Here is an 18077-nt window from a genome sequence, read left to right on the forward strand (position 1 = left end):
ACCCTTCGTGTCTCCAGCTTATCAGACCCTTTCGGCTCCGATTCCCGCTGATAGGATTCTGCTTTAGCGTTTCTGCCTTTCAGCTTTCCCGCTTCTCCAGACTCTATCAGAGCCGCTCGGGCCGACCTAATCGGCTTTCGCTTGTCCGATCCGAATTCGGAGGTCTTCCACGAAATGACGACACGCAGTTCCATCCGGAGAATTCACTCGGAATGAGAAGGGCGATCGATTTTTTGGAAGGGGGCTAGATTCTAGCCGCCGGCCCCGAACTTGTCTAGTCCGGGGCAACCGTTCAAATCTACCTCCCCGCTCCACCCGTGTCAACGGGTTTCCTGGGGCGAAGAGGAGATTAGCAGGTCACAGGCCCAAAATGCACATCGTCGGAGGAGCCTCGGTCAGGCAGCCGTGGGGAGGGCGTCGCTGCGGTCGGAGGACTCGAGGTCGCCGGTCTCGCCAGCGAGGGCGGCGCGGCGGCCGATGACGTAGACGTACGCGAGGAAGAGCAGCTCGACGATGACGCCGATGCCGATGCGAGCCCACGTGGGGAGGCCGGAGGGGGTGACGAAGGCTTCGAGGGCGCCGGAGACGAAGAGGACGGCGGTGAGGCCGAGGGCCATGCCGATGGCGGAGCGGCCTTCTTCGGCGAGGGCGGTGCGGCGGGGGCGGGGGCCAGGGTCGATAACGGTCCAGCCGAGGCGGAGGCCGGTGCCGGCGGCGATGAAGACGGCGGTGAGTTCGAGGAGGCCGTGCGGGAGGATCAGGCCGAGGAAGGTGTCGAGACGGCCGGCGGAGCCCATGAGGCCGATGCCAACGCCGAGGTTGAGCATGTTGGTGGCCAGGACGTAGAGGACGGGGAGGCCGAGGAAGACACCGAAGACGAGGCAGATGCCGGTGGCCATGGCGTTGTTCGTCCAGACCTCGGCGGCGAAGGACGCGGCGGGGTGGCTGGAGTAGTACGCCTCGTATTCGCCACCTGGGCGGGTGAGCTCGCGCAGATAGTCCGGGGAGGCGATGGCCGACTGGACGTGGGGGTTACGGGCGATCCACCAGCCGATGAGGGCGCCGACGGCGATGGAGATCAGGGCGGTGGGCACCCACCAGTGGCGCGACCGGTAGACGGCGGCTGGGAAGGCGCTGGTGAAGAAGTGGAGGGCGTCGCGCCAGCCGGGCGTACGGGCGCCGGTGACGGCGCTGCGGGCGCGGGCGACGAGGGTGGTGAGGCGGCCCACCAGGGCGGGGTCGGGGGCGCTGGACTGGACGCGGGAGAGGTGGGTGGCGGTGCGTTGGTAGAGGACGACGAGTTCGTCGGCTTCCTCACCGGTGAGCCGGTTACGGCGGCGGAGCAGGGCTTCGAGCCTGTCCCACTCGTATCGGTGGGCTGCGACGAAGACATCGAGGTCCATGGACTGCCGCTCCTCGCGGATGAGGACTGTGCTGCCGGGGCGGTCCCAGCTTGGCAGACGGGGCAGACTTGTCGGACCGGGGTTCGGGGGACGGCATGGAGGAGGGGTCGCGAGTGAGCGAACTGGTGACGGGCGAGGCGGTGGCGCTGGACGTACAGCCGGCGAGGCTGCCGAGCCGTGCGCTGGCGATGATGCTGGACATCGTCGTGTATTGGGGGGCGTATCTCATCCTGTCGATCGGGCTGCTGGCGGCAACGGCCTCGCTGGACGGTGCCGCTGTCGCGGCGGTGTCGGTGGCGGCGTTGCTGCTGATCCTGATCGGGGTGCCGATCGCTGTGGAGACGCTGACGCGCGGGCGGTCGCTGGGGAAGCTGGCCTGCGGGCTGCGGGTGGTGCGGGACGACGGGGGCCCGATCCGGTTCCGTCATGCGCTGGTGCGGGGTGCGGTGGGCGTGGTGGAGATCCAGATGACGCTGGGGGTCGTCGCCTGCATCGCTTCGCTGGTGTCGGCGCGCGGGCGGCGGCTGGGTGATGTGTTCGCGGGGACCCTGGTCGTACGGGAACGGATACCGGCCCAGCAGGTGCAGTTGATGCCCCCGCCGCCGCCGTGGCTGGCCGCGCAGGTCTCCGGGGTGGATCTGTCGGCGGTGCCCGACGGGCTGTGGCTGGCGGTCCGGCAGTATCTGTCGCGGATGCGGCAGTTGGACCCGCAGGTGGGCTGGGCGATGGCGCAGCGGCTGGCGGATGACGTGACGGCGTGTACGGGAGCGCTGGTGCCGGAGGGGACTCCGCCAGCGGCGTTCTTGGCCGCGGTGGTGGCGGAACGGCAGGCACGGGACGCGCGGAAGGCTTTCGGTACCTTGCCGCAGCAGCTGCCGCCCACACCACAGCAGCCTCAGTGGGGAGTGGCGGGGCCGTACCCGGTACCTGCGCCGCCGCCCGCACCCGCGCCGATGTCTCCCCCGGCATCTGCGCCCGCACCGACGCCTCCGCCTGGACCCCTGTCGGCGCCGGCGTCCGCGCCCGCGGCCGCGCCGTCCACGGGGTTCGCGCCGCCCGCCTGATCAGGCCTCGGTCAGGCGAAGGCGGAGGGGGGCGATTCGAGGGCCTCGAGTTCGATGCCGGGGGCTGACAGGACGATGTCGCCGGCGATGTGAACGGTGTGCTGCTCGCCGGTGTCCAGGGCGCTGACCTGGTATTCCTCCACTGTCAGGGGACCGTTGTCAGTGGGGTGTGCTTCTCTTCTGATCAAGGCCCAGGCCTGGTCAAGGGTGCGGGGCGCGAGAACGGGGGGTTCGAATGCGACGAGACGTACGCGGGTGGCGGGGGCGCCGGGTTCGAGGCGTAGCAGTCGGCCGGTCGCGATGTAGAACGCGGGCGATGCGCCGCTGAAGGCGTGGGCGGCGGCGTTGCCTTCCTGGGCGTGTTCGCCGGTGGGGTCGGTGCGTACCCAGGTGACGCCGTCGATGGCGGCGCCGCGGACCTGCCAGCTCGCGGCGTGGAGTTCGAGGCGGATGGGGCGGCCGAGGTCGTCGATGGTGAGGTCGACGGAGCCTGCGTAGGTGCCGTCGGGATGGGTGGTCTGTGCGGTGTAGCGCCAGCCGGAAGGGCCGATGGCGCAGTGGAAGTGTTCTTCACCAAGGGGGGTGTGGTCGTGCGTGTCGTGGAGCGAGTAGCGGCCGCGGGGCATGGGTCGACCTTACGGGGACGGGGGTATGGCGCAGGCCCCCGCCTGGGGCGGGGGCCTGCGTGGTGGGACCGGTGGTTACTGCTGCTGGGGTCAGTAGCGGTAGTGGTCGGGCTTGTACGGGCCTTCGACCGGGACGCCGATGTAGGCGGCCTGTTCCGGGCGGAGCGTGGTGAGCTTGACGCCCAGCGCGTCGAGGTGGAGGCGGGCGACCTTCTCGTCCAGGTGCTTGGGAAGGACGTAGACGCCGGTCGGGTACTCGGCCTGCTTGGTGAACAGCTCGATCTGGGCCAGTGTCTGGTCCGAGAAGGAGTTGGACATCACGAAGGACGGGTGGCCGGTGGCGTTGCCGAGGTTCAGCAGGCGGCCTTCGGACAGCACGATGAGGACCTTGCCGTCGGGGAAGGTCCAGGTGTGGACCTGGGGCTTGACCTCGTCCTTGACGATGCCGGGGATCTTGGCGAGGCCGGCCATGTCGATCTCGTTGTCGAAGTGGCCGATGTTGCCGACGATGGCCTGGTGCTTCATCTTGGCCATGTCCTCGGCCAGGATGATGTCCTTGTTGCCGGTGGTGGTGACGAAGATGTCGGCGGTCTCGACGACGTCCTGCAGCGTGGTGACCTGGTAGCCGTCCATGGCCGCCTGGAGCGCGTTGATCGGGTCGATCTCGGTGACGATGACGCGGGCGCCCTGGCCGCGCAGCGACTCGGCGCAGCCCTTGCCGACGTCGCCGTAGCCGCAGACGACCGCGACCTTGCCGCCGATGAGGACGTCGGTGGCGCGGTTGATGCCGTCGATGAGGGAGTGGCGGCAGCCGTACTTGTTGTCGAACTTCGACTTGGTCACCGCGTCATTGACGTTGATCGCGGGGAAGAGCAGCGTGCCGTCGCGCATCATCTCGTAGAGGCGGTGGACACCGGTGGTGGTCTCCTCGGTGACGCCGCGGATCTCGGAGGAGAGATGGGTCCACTTCTGCGGGTTCTCGCCGAGGGTGCGGTTGAGGAGGGTGAGGATGTAGGCGTATTCCTCGCTATCCGCGGTGGACGGGTCCGGGGCCGCGCCGGCCTTCTCGAACTCGACGCCCTTGTGGACCAGGAGGGTGGCGTCGCCGCCGTCGTCCAGGATCATGTTGGGGCCGCCGGTGGTCGAGTCGGACCAGGTGAGGGCCTGCTCGGTGCACCACCAGTACTCCTCCAGGGTCTCCCCCTTCCAGGCGAAGACCGGGACGCCCTGCGGGCTGTCCGGGGTGCCGTGGGGGCCGACCGCGATGGCGGCGGCGGCGTGGTCCTGGGTGGAGAAGATGTTGCAGGAGGCCCAGCGGACCTGGGCGCCGAGGGCCACGAGGGTCTCGATGAGGACGGCCGTCTGCACAGTCATGTGCAGCGACCCGGTGACACGGGCGCCGGCGAGCGGCTGAGTGGCGGCGTACTCCTCGCGGATCGCCATCAGGCCGGGCATCTCGTGCTCGGCCAGGGTGATCTCCTTGCGGCCGAAGGCCGCCAGGGAGAGGTCCGCGACCTTGAAGTCGTTGTTGACGGAGGACATGCAGTCTCCTCGCGTGAGGGGGTGAGAGCGGGCATCGACTTGTCGGCTGTGGCCGTCCGGAAGAATGCGGACATAGCTGTCCCGGGGCCACAGCTCAGCCCGTCGGAGGCCCTCTCTCCCTCGGACGGCGCGTTGTCCGCACCGCCCGACCGCCATCAGCAGCGACGTCTGGCCATGTACGAATCTACACCGATCGGCCGAAGGCCACGGCAGTTATCGGCCGCCGGGGGTCGCGGCGGGGTTGGCGCCGGCCGCTGCGGAGGCCTCGCTGTAGACGTCGGGTTCGAGGTAGATGACGCGGGCGATCGGGACGGCCTCGCGGATGCGGGCTTCGGCGGCGTCGATGGCACGGGCGACCTCGGCGGCGGTGTCGTCGTGCTGGACGGCGATCTTGGCGGCGACGAGCAGTTCGTCGGGGCCGAGGTGGAGGGTGCGCATGTGGATGACGTCGGTGACGGTGTCGCCGTCGACCGCGGCGGCGCGGATCTTGGCCAGGGCTTCGGGGCCGGCGGCTTCGCCGAGGAGCAGTGACTTGGTCTCGGAGGCGAGCACCAGCGCGATGACGACGAGCAGGACGCCGATGCAGAGGGTGCCGATGCCGTCCCAGATGCCGTCGCCGGTGGCGAGTGCGATGACGACGCCGGCGAGTGCCAGGACCAGGCCGATGAGGGCGCCGAAGTCCTCCAGGAGGACGACGGGGAGTTCGGGGGCCTTGGCGGTGCGGATGAAGGAGGCCCAACTCTGCTTGCCGCGCAGCTCGTTCGATTCGCGGATGGCGGTACGGAAGGAGAAGCCCTCGGCGATGACGGCGAAGAGGAGGACGCCGACAGGCCAGTACCAGTGGTCGATCTCATGCGGCGTACGGATCTTCTCGACGCCCTCGTACAGGGCGAAGACGCCACCGATGGTGAAAAGCACGATGGAGACGAGGAATCCGAAGATGTAGCGCTCACGGCCATAGCCGAAGGGATGCTCCTCGTCGGCGGCCTTGGTGGCCTTCTTGCCGCCGAGGAGGAGGAGCGCCTGGTTACCGGAGTCGGCGACCGAGTGCACGCCTTCCGCGAGCATCGATGACGAACCGCTGAAGGCGAAAGCCACGAACTTGGCCGCCGCGATGGCGAGGTTGGCTCCCAGTGCGGCGACGATCGCCTTGGTTCCGCCTGACGCGCTCATATGTGCGGTATGTCCCTTCCTCCGGCCCGGGCCTTTGCTCAGCCTTTGCGAGCGGTCATTCTTGCAGGCCCGGTTCGGAGCGGCGCGTCAGGCCACCACAGTGGCGCGGAACAGGGTGCCTTCGCCGGCCACTTCGACCCGCTCGCCGGCCGGGACGAAGGCGGAACCGCCGCGCGGGAGCGTGAGTTCGGTGCCGTCGGTGGTGGAGCGGAGGAGGGCGGAGCCTTGGGTGCAGAGCAGGATCTGCGGGGTGCGGTCGTTGAGGACACGGGGGGTGTCGCCGGGGGTGAGGGCGTAGCGCGAGAGGCGGAACTCGTCGATCGGGGTGTCGTAGAGCTCTTCGCCCTCGGGGGAGGCCGAAGGACGCAGGATGCCCGGGTCGCCCGACTCGAAGCGCACGATACGCAGGAGCGCGGGGACGTCCACATGCTTGGGGGTGAGGCCGCAGCGCAGCACATTGTCGGAGTTGGCCATGATCTCGACGCCGAGGCCGTTGAGGTAGGCGTGCGGGATGCCGGCGCCGAGATAGAGGGCTTCGCCGGGCTGGAGGCGTACGTAGTTGAGCAGCATGGCGGCGATGACGCCAGGGTCGCCCGGGTAGCTCTGGGCGATGGAGACGTAAGCCGCATAGGAGTCGGCGTACGGACCCGGGGCGGTTGCCAGGCGCGTGGCGGCCTCGACAGCTTCGGTGACACTGGCGGCCATCGACTCCGGGTCGGCGGTGAGGACGGCGGCGAGGGTCTCGCGGAGCGCGGCGTCCTCGGGGCGGGCGCGGAGGATGTCGACGTAGGGCTTGAGGGAGTCGACGCCGAGGGCCTCGATGAGGTCCGCCGCCTCGGTGGGCCGGCGGAAGCCGCAGAGCCCGTCGAAGGGCACGAGGGCGACGATCATCTCGGGCTTGTGGTTGGCGTCCTTGTAGTTGCGGTACGCCGCATCGATGGGAATGCCGCGCGCCTCTTCGTCGGCGAAGCCGGCCTTGGCCTGCACGAGGTCGGGGTGGACCTGGAGGGAGAGCGGGGCGCCGGCGGCCAGCACCTTGAGGAGGAAGGGCAGGCGGGGACCGAAGCGGTCGGCGGTGCCGGCGCCGAGGGCGGCGGCCGGGTCGGCGTCGATGACCTCGTTGAGCGGGACCTGCAGGCCGTCGCGCGTGATGCGGGAGGGCGAGCCGGGGTGGGCGCCCATCCATATTTCGGCCTGCGGCTCACCGGTCGGTTCGGCGCCCAGCAGCTCGGGGATGGCGGTGGTCGATCCCCAGGCATAGGGGCGCACGGTGTTCGTCAGGCGGTACATGAGGCTCATGATCTCCCGTCGGAGGTGAGCGCCAGGTAAACAGCGGCGAAATCCGTGACGGCGAGGAGGTCCGCGGCGGCTTCCAGGGCGCTGCCCTCAGCCGGGGCGAGCTCGCTGAGCGGGGTCTCGTGGGTCATCGCCAGCTCGCGGGCGGCGGGTGCGGCGCTGGCCGCGTGCGCGTCCGGCTGCTCGAGCACCACCAGGCGCAGCCGCAGTCCCTGCGGGTCCTCGACGCGGTCGCGGAAGAAGTCGTCCGGGTCGAGGGATCCGGCGAGGGCCCCGGCGAGCAGGGCCTCGTGCGCGGTCAGCGCCTCCGGGAGCTCGGCGGTGATCGCGGGGCGGCCGGCGCGCGCGGTGATCAGAGCTGCGAGGCGCCGGGCTGCGAGCGCGGCGATGTCGCCCTCGCTCCACAGGACCGGCAGGGAGTCCGCCAGTTCCGCGGCAAGGGTCTTGGCCGGATTGCTGTACGTCGCGATGGCGGGGCCGCACTTCGCGGCGACCTCGTCCAGCCGATCGGCGACGGCCTCGATCGCCTCGGGCGGGGCGTGGAGGAGGCCGATCCGGTCGGTGAGCATGAGGAGGGGCGTGAGCAGCGCCCAGAAGGAGCCCGGGTCCTCGGTGGGGGTACTCGGCTCGTCCGGGGCGGGGGGCCTGGCGTACGGGATGGTGATGCCGCGTGCCTGCTCCAGGGCCTCGGAGATCGGGGACTTCGCCGGGACGACGCCGGCGGGGGTGCAGCCCCGGCGGTACGCCTGCTCGATGAGGTCGGCGAGGCCCGCCTCGGTACCGGCCGGGCTGGCGACGAGCAGGAGGTCGAGCGGGCCGGCCCAGCCGGGGAGGGTCCAGCGCAGGTCGTACGCGGCGGGGCCGCTGGGATGCAGCGCGATGACCGGGCAGCTGCCGGCGCCCAGGGCTTCGAGCAGCTCCGCCACGGCGGAGGGCGCGGAGGGGCCGGGGCCGGCGACGAGGACGGTGCGCGGGCGGCCGTCCGGTCGCAGGGCGCCGATCCCGGCCTCGTCCGCGAGGCGGGCGGCCGTGCGGACCCGCGCACCGGCAGCCGCGACCCCCAGGAGGAGGCCGCGGGTGTCCACACGGGCTAGGGCGTCGGGGTCGTCCAGCAGCGACTCGTCCAGCATCCTGATCCTGTCCTCCGGTCCGGGGTTGACGGCTTGGGGCTCAGGCCGGGCGGCGGGCCTCGTCGATGAGGAGGACGGGGATGTCGTCGCGTACGGGGTAGGCGAGGCCGCAGTCCTGGGCGGTGCAGGTGAGCTCGCTCGCGGCGGCGTCCTCGCGGAGGGGGGCGTGGCACGCCGGGCAGGCGAGGATTACCAGGAGGCTGGCTTCGACGAGCGGCATGGTGTCGCGTCCTTCGCGTGGAGATACGTACGGCGGTACGAGCCTATCGCTGGGGGGCGGGGCGGGCTTCCCCGGCGAGTGGGTCTCTCCCCCACCCCGGTCCTTCCGAACCGGGCTCCGCCCGGACCCGCTGGGGGCGCTGCCCCCAGCGGGTCCGGTCCTCAAACGCCGGACGGCTGGCTTTCCCGGGCGGACGGGCTGACGTGGTCAGCCCCTGATGATTGCCAGGACCTCGTCGCGGATGCGGGCGACGGTGTCGGCGTCGCGGGCTTCGACGTTGAGGCGGAGGAGGGGTTCGGTGTTGGAGGGGCGGAGGTTGAACCACCAGTCGGTGGAGGTGACGGTGAGGCCGTCGAGCTCGTCGATCTGGACGTCGTCGCGGGAGGCGAAGGCCTCCTTGACGGCGGCGGCGCGGGCGGCCTGGTCGTCGACGGTGCTGTTGATCTCGCCGGAGGCGGCATAGCGATCGTATTCGGCGACGAGGGCGGAGAGGGTGCCGTCCTGGCCGCCGAGGGCGGCGAGGACGTGGAGGGCTGCGAGCATGCCGGTGTCGGCGTTCCAGAAGTCGCGGAAGTAGTAGTGGGCGGAGTGCTCACCGCCGAAGACGGCGCCGGTGCGGGCCATCTCCTGCTTGATGAAGGAGTGGCCGACGCGGGTGCGGACCGGCGTGCCCCCGTGCTCCTTGACGACCTCCGGGACGGACCAGGAGGTGATCAGGTTGTGGATGACGACGGAGCCGGGGTGCTTGGCCAGCTCACGAGCGGCGACCAGGGCGGTGATGGCCGAGGGCGACACGGGCTCGCCGCGCTCGTCGACGACGAAGCAGCGGTCGGCGTCGCCGTCGAAGGCGAGGCCGATGTCGGCGCCGGTCTCGCGGACCTTGGCCTGGAGGTCGACGATGTTCTTGGGGTCGAGGGGGTTGGCCTCGTGGTTGGGGAAGGTGCCGTCGAGCTCGAAGTACATCGGTACGAGATCGATCGGCAGGCCGTCGAAGACGGTGGGCACGGTGTGGCCACCCATGCCGTTGCCGGCGTCGACGACGACTTTGAGTGGCCGGATCGAGCTCAGGTCGACGAGGTTGCGCAGGTAGGCGGCGTAGTCGGCGAGGACGTCCCGCTGCACGATCTCGCCGGGGGCGGCCGAGGTCTCCGGGAGGCCGCCGGCGTCCCGCCACTGCTCGACGAGGGCGCGGATGTCCGCGAGCCCGGTGTCCTGGCCAACCGGGGAGGCACCCTTACGGCACATCTTGATGCCGTTGTACTGCGCCGGGTTGTGGCTGGCGGTGAACATGGCGCCGGGCTGGTCGAACTTGCCGCTCGCGAAGTACAGCTCGTCCGTTGAGCACAGCCCGATCTCTGTCACCTGCGCACCGCGCGAGGCCGCGCCGCGCGCGAAGGCCCGCGAGAGGCCCGGGGACGAGGGCCGCATGTCGTGGCCGACGACGATGGCCTCGGCTTCGGTCACGGTGGCGAAGGCGGCGCCGAAGAGCTCGGCGAGCGACTCGTTCAACTGATCCGGGACGACTCCCCGGACGTCGTACGCCTTCACGATCTGGGAGAGGTCGGTCACGGCGTGCTCCACTCTGAATCATGACTGGGTCTGACTACGTATACCGTCTGACGGTCAACCTACCCGCCGTCCATTGAACGACGGATGAGGGTCCCCAGCACTTCTCAGGATCGGGCTCAGGATTCCGGGTTCAAGATCCGGTTCAGGATTCCGGCGAGCGCAGGACCCGCAGATGTCCCCGGCGCGCGCTCGCCATCGGGTCGGCGTCCCGGCCGCCCTGCCCCGAGGTGTCCGGCCGGGCCGGGGGGCGGGCTGCCTCACGGACGGCGTTGGCGAGCGCCTCGAGGTCGTCGCTGCTGGGGCGGGGCGGGCCCGAGTCCGTGGCGAGGCGTACGACCTCCCAGCCGCGCGGGGCGGTGAGGCGGTTGGAGTGCTCGGAGCAGAGGTCGTAGCAGTGGGGCTCGGCGTAGGTCGCGAGGGGGCCGAGAACGGCCGTGGAGTCCGCGTAGACGTACGTCAGCGTCGCGACGGCGGGACGGCCACACGCGGTGCGCGAACAGCGACGTACAAGGCTCACGACGTTGGACGGTACCGCACTCTTGAGCGGGCCGCGACGACTCTGCACGACCTCACTCCGTCGTGTCGTCCCGGTTCGCCGGGATCGTCTGACCTGTGGTTGAGCGGCCTGACCAGGAGGGACCGGATACCGCCGGACGCGGTGCAGGGTGGGGTACCGGAGGCGGTCGTGACCGAAGGGTTCAAATGCTGTCATTTGCGGTCGGAGCGGTGGTCAGGAGGAGGAAGCCATCCGTACGCGACCGGTCACGGACCGGGCGTTCCGTGACATCACAGTCGATGTGCTGACAGGACGTGCGGCACGGCATGGGTGGGCGCCGGGACGGATACGCTCTGAGGTGATGGACACCCCCGCACTTCCTCCGCCCGCACGCCGGCAGCGCCGACGCGACCGCCATGGACGCGGCATGCGCGGCCCGATCGCGCCCCCGCAGGTGCCGCTCGCGCTGAGCCGCGCGGATGCGTTCGACGATCTCGTACGGGACGCGGCGGACCGCCTGGAGCGGCGGTGGCCGCAGCTCGCGGATGTGGAGTTCGCAGTGCAGGAGGTGCCGTGGCCGCTGGACGCCGCCGCCGAGGCCGCGGCGGGGGGTGAGATCTCGGACGACAGCGTGCCGCTGGGCAAGCTCATGAACGCGCGGAAGGGCTCGCCGAACCGGATCGTGGTCTACCGGCGGCCGGTGGAGATCCGGGCCAAGAGCCGTGAGGAGCGGGCGCTGCTCGTTCACGAGGTGGTCGTGGAGCAGGTGGCCGAGCTGCTCGGGCTGTCGCCGGAGAACGTGGATCCGCGGTACGGGGAGGACTAGCTAGGACCGGTCCGAAAACCGCGCTCCGCCCCGACCAGTGGGGGGCGGCCGTCTCAGTTGTTCAGGATTGAGAGGTTCGCCTCCGCGTCCGGCACCGCGACCAGGCCCCGGTCGTCGGGCAGGGGCTGGATGGTGAACATCGGGATGCCGTTCAGCGGCAGCGCCAGCATGCGGGAGCCGTAGACGGGCCCGCCGGAGACGTGTTCGACGGTGACCGCGTACTGGCCCTTGGCACCGGTGGGGGTGGCCGGGGTGAGGGCGGTGGTGGTGCCCGCCTTGACGGTGACGGTCTTGGTGACGGGGGTGCCGCCGCCGGTACCGGCCGAGCTGGTGATCTTGACGGTGGCGCCGGCTGCGGGGGCGGTGAGGGAGAGTGTGGAGCCCTTGGCCCGGTTGTCGGCGGCGGTGGCGCGGTCGGTGATCGCGGACGTGGCCGGGATGAACGCGGTCTCCTGGTTGGCGCCCTTGCCCCGCGTGATGCGCAGCGCCGCGACGACGGGGGCGGCGGCTTTCGGGTCGGACGGGGTCAGGACCAGGGAGCCGGTCTCGCCCTTGGTCAGGTCGGCGAGGTCGGCGGAGGCGGTCATACCGCTCTTGACGTGCAGGGTCTCGCGACCGGCGGGGGTGATGGCGCCGCTGGCGGAGAGCAGCCTGACCTTGAGGTCGGCGTCGTCCTGACCCGTGGCGTAGGCGACCAGGCGTACGTCGGTGGCGTCGGCCGGGATGCCGGGCAGCACAACGCTGGCGGCGGGGTCGGCGGCTGCGGGGAGCCAGTCGCCGCCGGCCTTGGCGGTGGAGGCGAGGACGCTGGCGCCGACGCGGCCGGTGCGGGCGGTGACGTGGAGGGTGAGGTCCTCGGCCTTGGTCGTGGTGAGGGTGGAGAGCAGGACGGAGACGGTGGACTTCGGCGGGACGGTGATGCCGTTGCCGGTCGCGGTGGTGAGGGCGCCGTTGTTGCCGTACAGCTCCAGGTCGACGACGGCCGCGGTGTCGTCGGGGTTGGTGAGGTGTACGTAGTCCGAGCGGTCGGCGGCGGTGCTGGTGCCGGGGAACCAGAACTCGCTGTCGGGCTGGGTGCAGGCGGCGCCGAGGACGCCGCGGTCGGGCCCGGTGTCGATGACGGTGGTCTGCTGCACCGTCCAGCCGGGGGCCAGCTTGCCGTCGGCGGTGCCGAGGAGCGCGGGGGCGTCGGCGGTGTTGGCGGAGCCGGTCGCGGGCTTGCCGGGGGTGCTCAGGGGGCCGACGGCCATGGACTTGGCCTTGCCCGATGCGCCGGCGACCGGGACGAGCTTCGCGCTGCCCGCGCCGGTGGTCGACGTCGTGGTCTTCCCGATGGGCGTGAAGGACGTGTACGTCGTCGTCGCGAAGTCGGAGCCGGACGGCGACGGGCAGGTCAGCGCGGACCGCTCGACCGGCAGCGACGCAGCCTTGGCGTCGGGCGCGGGCGCCGGGGCCCCGGCGCCGGTGAGCACCGCCACGCCGGTGACGGCGGCGAGGGCTGCCGTGACGCCGAACAGGGACAGGGTGCTGCGGTTCACTGCTGGTCGCTCCCGTCACGGCGGTAGCCGTCCGCGTCGTACGTCGCCGGGTCGTAGGCCGGGTCGTACGGCTGCTGCTGGTAGTGCTGCTCGGGCTGGTGCTGGGGCTGCTGAGGCTGTTGGGTGTACGGGTCGTAGCCCTGCTGGCCGTAGCCGTAGGGGTCGACGTAGCCGTCCTGCTGGTAGTCGCCCTGCTGGTACGTGGTCGGGTCGGCGGCCGCGTACTGGTAGCCGTCCTGGTAGTCGTTCCACTGCTGGCCGTACGGGTCCTGCTGCTGCGGTACGGCCGCGTACGGGTCGGCGGCGGGCTCGTACACCGGCTCCACGGGTGGTGCCTCGGGCTCTTCGGCGGCGGGGTCGCCGCCCTCGGCCTCGGCGGCGGCGCGCAGGCGGCGGGCGCGGCGGCCGTCGCCGGTGGCCTGCTCGGGGATGTCGGCGGTGAGGACGCCGTCGGCCTCCGGGATGTCGTCGTCGATCTCGCGGCGGCGCCCGGGCAGCGCCATGACGACCAGGACGATCGCGAGGAAGCCCTGGATCCACAGCCACAGGACGTGGGTGAAGGGGTCCTCGTACGTCAGATCCAACTTGCCGCCCGTCGTGGGCAGTTCGAAGCCCTGGGCCCAGCCGTCGACCGTGGTGGCGGTGAGCGTCCGGCCGTCGAGGGTCGCGGTCCAGCCCGGGGCGGCGGTGTCGGCGACGCGCAGGACGCGGCCGTCGGTGCCGGCCGGGATGGTGGTGTGGGCCTCGACCTTGCCGGAGGCGACCGCCGTGCTGACGCCCGCCTTATCGACGATCGTGATGCGCGAGACGTTGTTGTCGACCCGCCACAGCGCGCTGCCGTCCGCCTGGCTGAGCCGGGACAGACCGGGGGTGCTGTCGAGGGTGCGGCTCATGGAGCGGGTGGCGTTGCCGCGTACGAAGACGTAGCGGACCGCGTAGCCGCCGAGCTGGCCGGCCTGGTCGGCGCCGGAGCCCGCGACGAGGTTGGCGACGATCTTGCTGAGCCGGGTGTCGGCCCCGGCGGACGCGGCGAGTTCGGCGTCGCCGAGGCGGGCGCCGGCGCCGCGTACGAGGGCGTACGAGACCTTGGCGGGGGTGCCGTTGAGGACGAGGGTGCGAGGCTGGTCGCTCGTGGCGCTCTCCTCGGCCACGAAGGCTGGGACCTGGGTGGAGTCACGGCGCTCCACGGGACCGTCGGCGCCGCCGACCATCCAGCCGAAGGCGGCGTACAGCGGGGCCAGGACGGCGGCCAGGGCGACCAGGGCGGCCACCGGCTGCCGCCAGCCGAAGCCGGAGGCGGCGATGCGCTCGTTGGCACCCTCGGCGCCGACCGCGGCGGCGGCCAGCAGCGCGAGGCCGTAGACCAGGGTGCCCGGGCCGGCCCAGGCGCTGCCGTTCTCGATGACGGCGAAGAGCAGGCCGGCCAGGGCGCAGGCCCAGGCGGTGAGGATCGCGAGCCGTCGTTCGGCGCGCAGCAGGGCGGCGAGCGCGGCCAGCACCAGTCCGACGAGCAGCACCCCGCCCGCCGCATTGGGCCCGCCGGGGCTGAGCAGCAGCAGATCGGCACCGGTGGCGGCCTTGGCGCCGAACGGCAGCCCGGCCTCGGTCAGGAACCGCGAGGGGTGCGCGAGCAGCGTCAGCGACCACGGGGCCAGCACCAGCAGCGGGGCGCCGAGCAGGGCCACGGTGCGCAGCAGGTGCGGGACGACGAGCCGGGATTCGCCCCGTACAACGCGCAGCACGATCACGGTCACCGACAGGGCCAGCGCGATCAGCCAGGTGATCGGCGTGAAGGCGGTGGTGATCGCGAGCAGCAGCGCGAAGGTCCAGGTGGCGCGCCAGCCGGGGCGGGCGCCCCGGTCGACCGCGTCGGCGGTGAGCTGCAGCCCTGCGGCGGACACGGCGGCCCGGGCCATCAGCGGCAGCAGGATCGCCAGGACCGCCGTGCCCAGCCGGCCGCCCGCGAGCGCGCCGGTGGCGGCGGGCAGGAAGGCGTACGCGACCGCCGCCCACGCCCGCAGCAGCCGGGACTCGACCAGCGGCCGGGAGGCGAAGTACGCGGTCAGGCCGGCCAGCGGCACCGAGGCGACGAGCAGCAGGGTCAGCGCGACCGCGGTGCTGCCGAAGAGCAGGCTCGCGAAAGCCGCGACGACGGCGATGTAGGGCGGGGCCGCCGCCGTGGAACCGGTGCCGAGCGCGTGCCAGGCGCCCAGGTACGAGCCCCACAGGTCCGAGGCGCTGCCCGGCGCGGGCAGCAGGGCGCCGCCGGCCAGCGAGCCGCTACCGAGCAGCCCCCGGCAGGCGATCAGCGAGACCAGCAGCAGCACGGCGAAGAGCACCGGCCCGGGCTTGCGGGCGATCTTCTTCAGCAGCGCGAACTGCTCGATCTCCAGATAGTCGCCGGAGCCGTCGTCGTCGCCGGGCCCGGACTCGATCCCGCCGCCGTGCCGTCCGGCCGAGGACGCGCTGGCCTCGGCGCGGCCGGAGATGTTGCTGACGACCTGCTCAACCGTGGCCCGCACCGTCGCGCCGGGCGGCGGGAAGAACTGGCGCAGCTCGGCCGGTTCGACGGCGGGCTTGCCGCGCCGCCTGCGGGCCCCCAGGATCCGGCCGGGCCGCAGCAGCACCGACAGCAGGCCGGTGATCTCGTCGACGGCCTGGCCGGGCGCCTTGCCGACGAGGTAGGCGAGGGTGCGCAGCACCGTGCCGAGGACCAGCCGCAGCATGACGTACGGCAGTATCGGGCCACGGGTGTTGGCCAGCAGGGTGTAGACGGCGCCGGCCTTGTCGACCCGGTGCGGGTTGACGGCGAAGCGCCCGGCGCAGTCGACGGGGCGGCGTTCGCGGGAGGCGGCCTCGGCGTGCCTCAGCACGGCGTCCGGCGCGATCAGGACCGTATGGCCGGCGGACTGGGCACGCCAGCAGAAGTCGACGTCGTCGCGCATGAGGGGCAGCCGGCGGTCGAAGCCGCCGAGCTCTTCCCAGACGTCACGGCGGACCAGCATGCCGGCGGAGGACACCGACAGCACCTGGCGGACCTGGTCGTGCTGGCCCTGGTCCTGCTCCTTGCGCTCCAGGCCGGTCCAGCGGCGGCCGCTGCGGGCGATGGAGACGCCGACTTCGAGGAGCGCGCGGCGGTCGTACCAGCTGCGCAGCTTGGGGCCGATGATCGCGGCGGAGGGCGCGTTATCGGCGACGCGCAGCAACTCGGCGAGGGCGTCCGGGGCGGGCTCGCAGTCGTCGTGGAGCAGCCACAGCCAATGCACGGGCTCGCCGTGCGGCTGCTCGGGCTGGTCGTAGACGTCGTCGTTCCAGCTGCGGCTGACCGGGTCCCAGCCGCTGCGCCGCTGGAGGTAGGGCAGTTGCTCCGGCGGTACGGGACCGGCGGCGTGGGCGGCCTCGTCGACGGCGGCTCCGAAACCGCTGCGGCGGGCGAGGTGCAGGACCCGGCTGTCGCCGAGGGATTCGACGAGCAGCCGGGCGGAGTCGTCGGCGCTGCCGGTGTCGGCGGCGATGACGTCCTGGACCGGGCGGTCCTGGGAGAGCAGGCCCGACAGCGCGTTCGGCAGCCAGCGGGCACCGTCGTGTGCGACGAGCACCGCGGTGACGACATGGCGCGGAAACTCGGGTGTCTGCGCGGGGTATTGGGCCCCGGCGGCCCCGGCTGTGCTGTTCACGGACATCGAGGTTCGGGCCCCGGTTCGCTGGGTGCGGTGGACGCCTGCGGCGTCTCGGTCGGGGCCCCACACTAACGGCTCACGGTAAGCCGACTTCCGCGTACCGTCCCTCGTACTGTCTCGGCACTTACACGACGCCCTTCTTCAGGCGGCGGCGCTCGCGTTCTGACAGGCCGCCCCAGATACCGAAGCGCTCGTCGTTGTTGAGTGCGTACTCAAGGCAGTCGGAGCGGACTTCGCAGGCGAGACAGACCTTCTTGGCCTCGCGGGTGGAGCCACCCTTCTCGGGGAAGAACGATTCGGGATCGGTCTGCGCGCACAGCGCGCGCTCCTGCCACCCGAGCTCCTCGTCGGCTTCGCCCTCCTCGGCCAGCAACAGCTGGAACAGCTCGGTCATGCGCGCCCCTCGTCTGTTTTTGCGTCCCCGTGATGTTGCCGTTACCGATAACGGCTTAACGACACGAGTGAAATTACAAGTGTGCCGATACGGGCCAGTCAAGCCGAGATCTGCTATTGGGCCCGTTATTCACCCTGCGGAACCAAGCACTGACAGAAAGTGTTCAAATCAGCCCAAAGGACCACATACGTCAACCGCGCGACGTCGCCCGACAACTGTCCCCGAGGGAGGGGCGATCACGGAGTGATCACAAAAGCACAACGACGTTTCCCGAGGAGACGTTCCTGCGTACCCGTGCGGTTGCAGCACCGCATATCCGCACACGTCTACGCACAAACCTTTCACCACACCGAATAGCCGGATCAGGTGAATCATTCGCGACAAGCCGGACACCGGGTGCTGGTCGAGTTGACAGCCGCACCCTTGACCCGGTCTGCTTGGTCGCATGCCAGTGACCCACGTGCCCGCCCGGACTCGCCTCGCCGAGTTCCGCTGCGCCGTGGAAGCCCACTGTCGCTGTTCCAGCTGTTGCCGCTGAGCTTCTTCCCGCTCCGCACAGCCGTATTCCTGACGACGCTCCTTCCTTCCAGGATCCTCAAGGACCGCCCGCATGAACAGCGACGTAGAGATCGCCGGCGACCCGCTCGCCGTCCCTCACCTCCTTCAGCCCGTCCCCCGGCACCCGGTCACCGTCGCCGGTTTCGCCGGCCTGGCCCGTACGATCGCCGCCGACCGGAGCCGCTGGGCGCCGCTCGTCCAGTACGACGCCACCACCCGCTGGTACGCCCGCCTGGAGACCGGCCCCGGTTACGAGGTGTGGCTGCTCAGCTGGGTCCCCGGCCAGGGCAGCGGCCTGCACGACCACGGCGGCTCCTCCGGGGTGCTCACGGTGCTGGAAGGTGAACTGAGCGAGCGCGCGCTGGGTGCGAACGGGGAGACCCAGCGCTCCCTGAGCGCAGCGGACCAGCGGGTCTTCGCGCCCGGATACGTCCACGAGGTTGCCAACGACTCGCTGGAGCCGGCCGTCAGCCTGCACATCTACTTCCCCGGCCTGACCGAGATGACCCCGTACGTCGCCTGCACCGCTCCCGCGATTCAGGAGCAGGTCGCGGGCTGACAG

The 18077-nt window shown here is 71.3% G+C and carries 15 protein-coding genes; 3 read left to right on the forward strand and 12 right to left on the reverse strand.

Going from position 1 to position 18077, the window contains the following annotated elements; genetic code table 11:
- Positions 1-395 precede the first annotated feature (395 nt).
- Positions 396-1403 carry a stage II sporulation protein M gene (locus tag EFK10_RS08015; protein ID WP_127355043.1) on the reverse strand — a complete coding sequence of 336 codons (1008 nt, stop codon included), beginning with the start codon at positions 1401-1403 and terminating at the stop codon, positions 396-398.
- A gap of 113 nt (positions 1404-1516) precedes the next feature.
- On the opposite strand from EFK10_RS08015, the gene EFK10_RS08020 reads away from it, so the two are divergent.
- Entirely contained in the window at positions 1517-2467 is a 951-nt protein-coding gene (locus EFK10_RS08020) for an RDD family protein (RefSeq protein ID WP_127355044.1), read from the forward strand.
- 11 nt (positions 2468-2478) lie between these two features.
- Here the strand turns inward: EFK10_RS08020 and EFK10_RS08025 are convergent, their stop codons facing one another.
- The 8 genes from EFK10_RS08025 to EFK10_RS08060 all read right to left on the reverse strand — a co-directional run bounded on the left by EFK10_RS08025 (position 2479) and on the right by EFK10_RS08060 (position 10588).
- On the reverse strand, positions 2479-3093 hold the full coding sequence (locus EFK10_RS08025; RefSeq protein ID WP_127355045.1) for a hypothetical protein: 615 nt from the start codon (positions 3091-3093) through the stop codon (positions 2479-2481).
- Positions 3094-3183: 90 nt separating this feature from the next.
- Entirely contained in the window at positions 3184-4635 is a 1452-nt protein-coding gene (gene ahcY, locus EFK10_RS08030) for an adenosylhomocysteinase (protein ID WP_127355046.1), read from the reverse strand.
- Between the two features lie 213 nt (positions 4636-4848).
- Positions 4849-5808 carry a cation diffusion facilitator family transporter gene (locus EFK10_RS08035; protein ID WP_127355047.1) on the reverse strand — a complete coding sequence of 320 codons (960 nt, stop codon included), beginning with the start codon at positions 5806-5808 and terminating at the stop codon, positions 4849-4851.
- An 87-nt stretch (positions 5809-5895) separates the two neighbouring features.
- Entirely contained in the window at positions 5896-7098 is a 1203-nt protein-coding gene (gene manA / locus EFK10_RS08040) for a mannose-6-phosphate isomerase, class I (RefSeq protein WP_127355048.1), read from the reverse strand.
- 5 nt (positions 7099-7103) lie between these two features.
- Positions 7104-8234 (reverse strand): SIS domain-containing protein, encoded by a 1131-nt coding sequence (locus EFK10_RS08045; protein ID WP_127355049.1) that lies wholly within the window; start codon positions 8232-8234, stop codon positions 7104-7106.
- A 40-nt stretch (positions 8235-8274) separates the two neighbouring features.
- Complete coding sequence (locus EFK10_RS08050; protein ID WP_127355050.1) at positions 8275-8454, reverse strand: Trm112 family protein; 180 nt, start codon at positions 8452-8454, stop codon at positions 8275-8277.
- A gap of 207 nt (positions 8455-8661) precedes the next feature.
- Positions 8662-10023 (reverse strand): phosphomannomutase/phosphoglucomutase, encoded by a 1362-nt coding sequence (locus EFK10_RS08055; protein WP_127355051.1) that lies wholly within the window; start codon positions 10021-10023, stop codon positions 8662-8664.
- Between the two features lie 142 nt (positions 10024-10165).
- Positions 10166-10588: a DUF3499 domain-containing protein gene (locus EFK10_RS08060; protein WP_127355052.1), complete on the reverse strand. Its 423-nt coding sequence runs from the start codon at positions 10586-10588 to the stop codon at positions 10166-10168.
- A gap of 292 nt (positions 10589-10880) precedes the next feature.
- On the opposite strand from EFK10_RS08060, the gene EFK10_RS08065 reads away from it, so the two are divergent.
- A complete protein-coding gene (locus EFK10_RS08065) occupies positions 10881-11345 on the forward strand; it encodes a metallopeptidase family protein (RefSeq protein ID WP_127355053.1) in 465 nt (154 codons plus the stop codon).
- A 53-nt stretch (positions 11346-11398) separates the two neighbouring features.
- Here EFK10_RS08065 and EFK10_RS08070 read toward each other — a convergent pair whose 3' ends face one another.
- The 3 genes from EFK10_RS08070 to EFK10_RS08080 form a co-directional block, all read right to left on the reverse strand.
- Complete coding sequence (locus tag EFK10_RS08070) at positions 11399-12883, reverse strand: DUF5719 family protein (protein ID WP_127355054.1); 1485 nt, start codon at positions 12881-12883, stop codon at positions 11399-11401.
- Positions 12880-16566 (reverse strand): glycosyltransferase family 2 protein, encoded by a 3687-nt coding sequence (locus EFK10_RS08075; RefSeq protein ID WP_127355055.1) that lies wholly within the window; start codon positions 16564-16566, stop codon positions 12880-12882. Before EFK10_RS08075 ends, EFK10_RS08070 begins: the two co-directional genes overlap by 4 nt.
- 121 nt (positions 16567-16687) lie before the next feature.
- Positions 16688-16957, reverse strand: a complete 270-nt coding sequence (locus tag EFK10_RS08080) for a WhiB family transcriptional regulator (RefSeq protein WP_127355056.1) — start codon at positions 16955-16957, stop codon at positions 16688-16690.
- Between the two features lie 610 nt (positions 16958-17567).
- Here EFK10_RS08080 and EFK10_RS08085 point away from each other — a divergent pair.
- Positions 17568-18074, forward strand: a complete 507-nt coding sequence (locus EFK10_RS08085) for a cysteine dioxygenase (RefSeq protein ID WP_127355057.1) — start codon at positions 17568-17570, stop codon at positions 18072-18074.
- Positions 18075-18077 lie beyond the last annotated feature (3 nt).

Source organism: Streptomyces soli, assembly GCF_003999195.1.
Lineage (GTDB): Bacteria > Actinomycetota > Actinomycetes > Streptomycetales > Streptomycetaceae > Actinacidiphila > Actinacidiphila soli.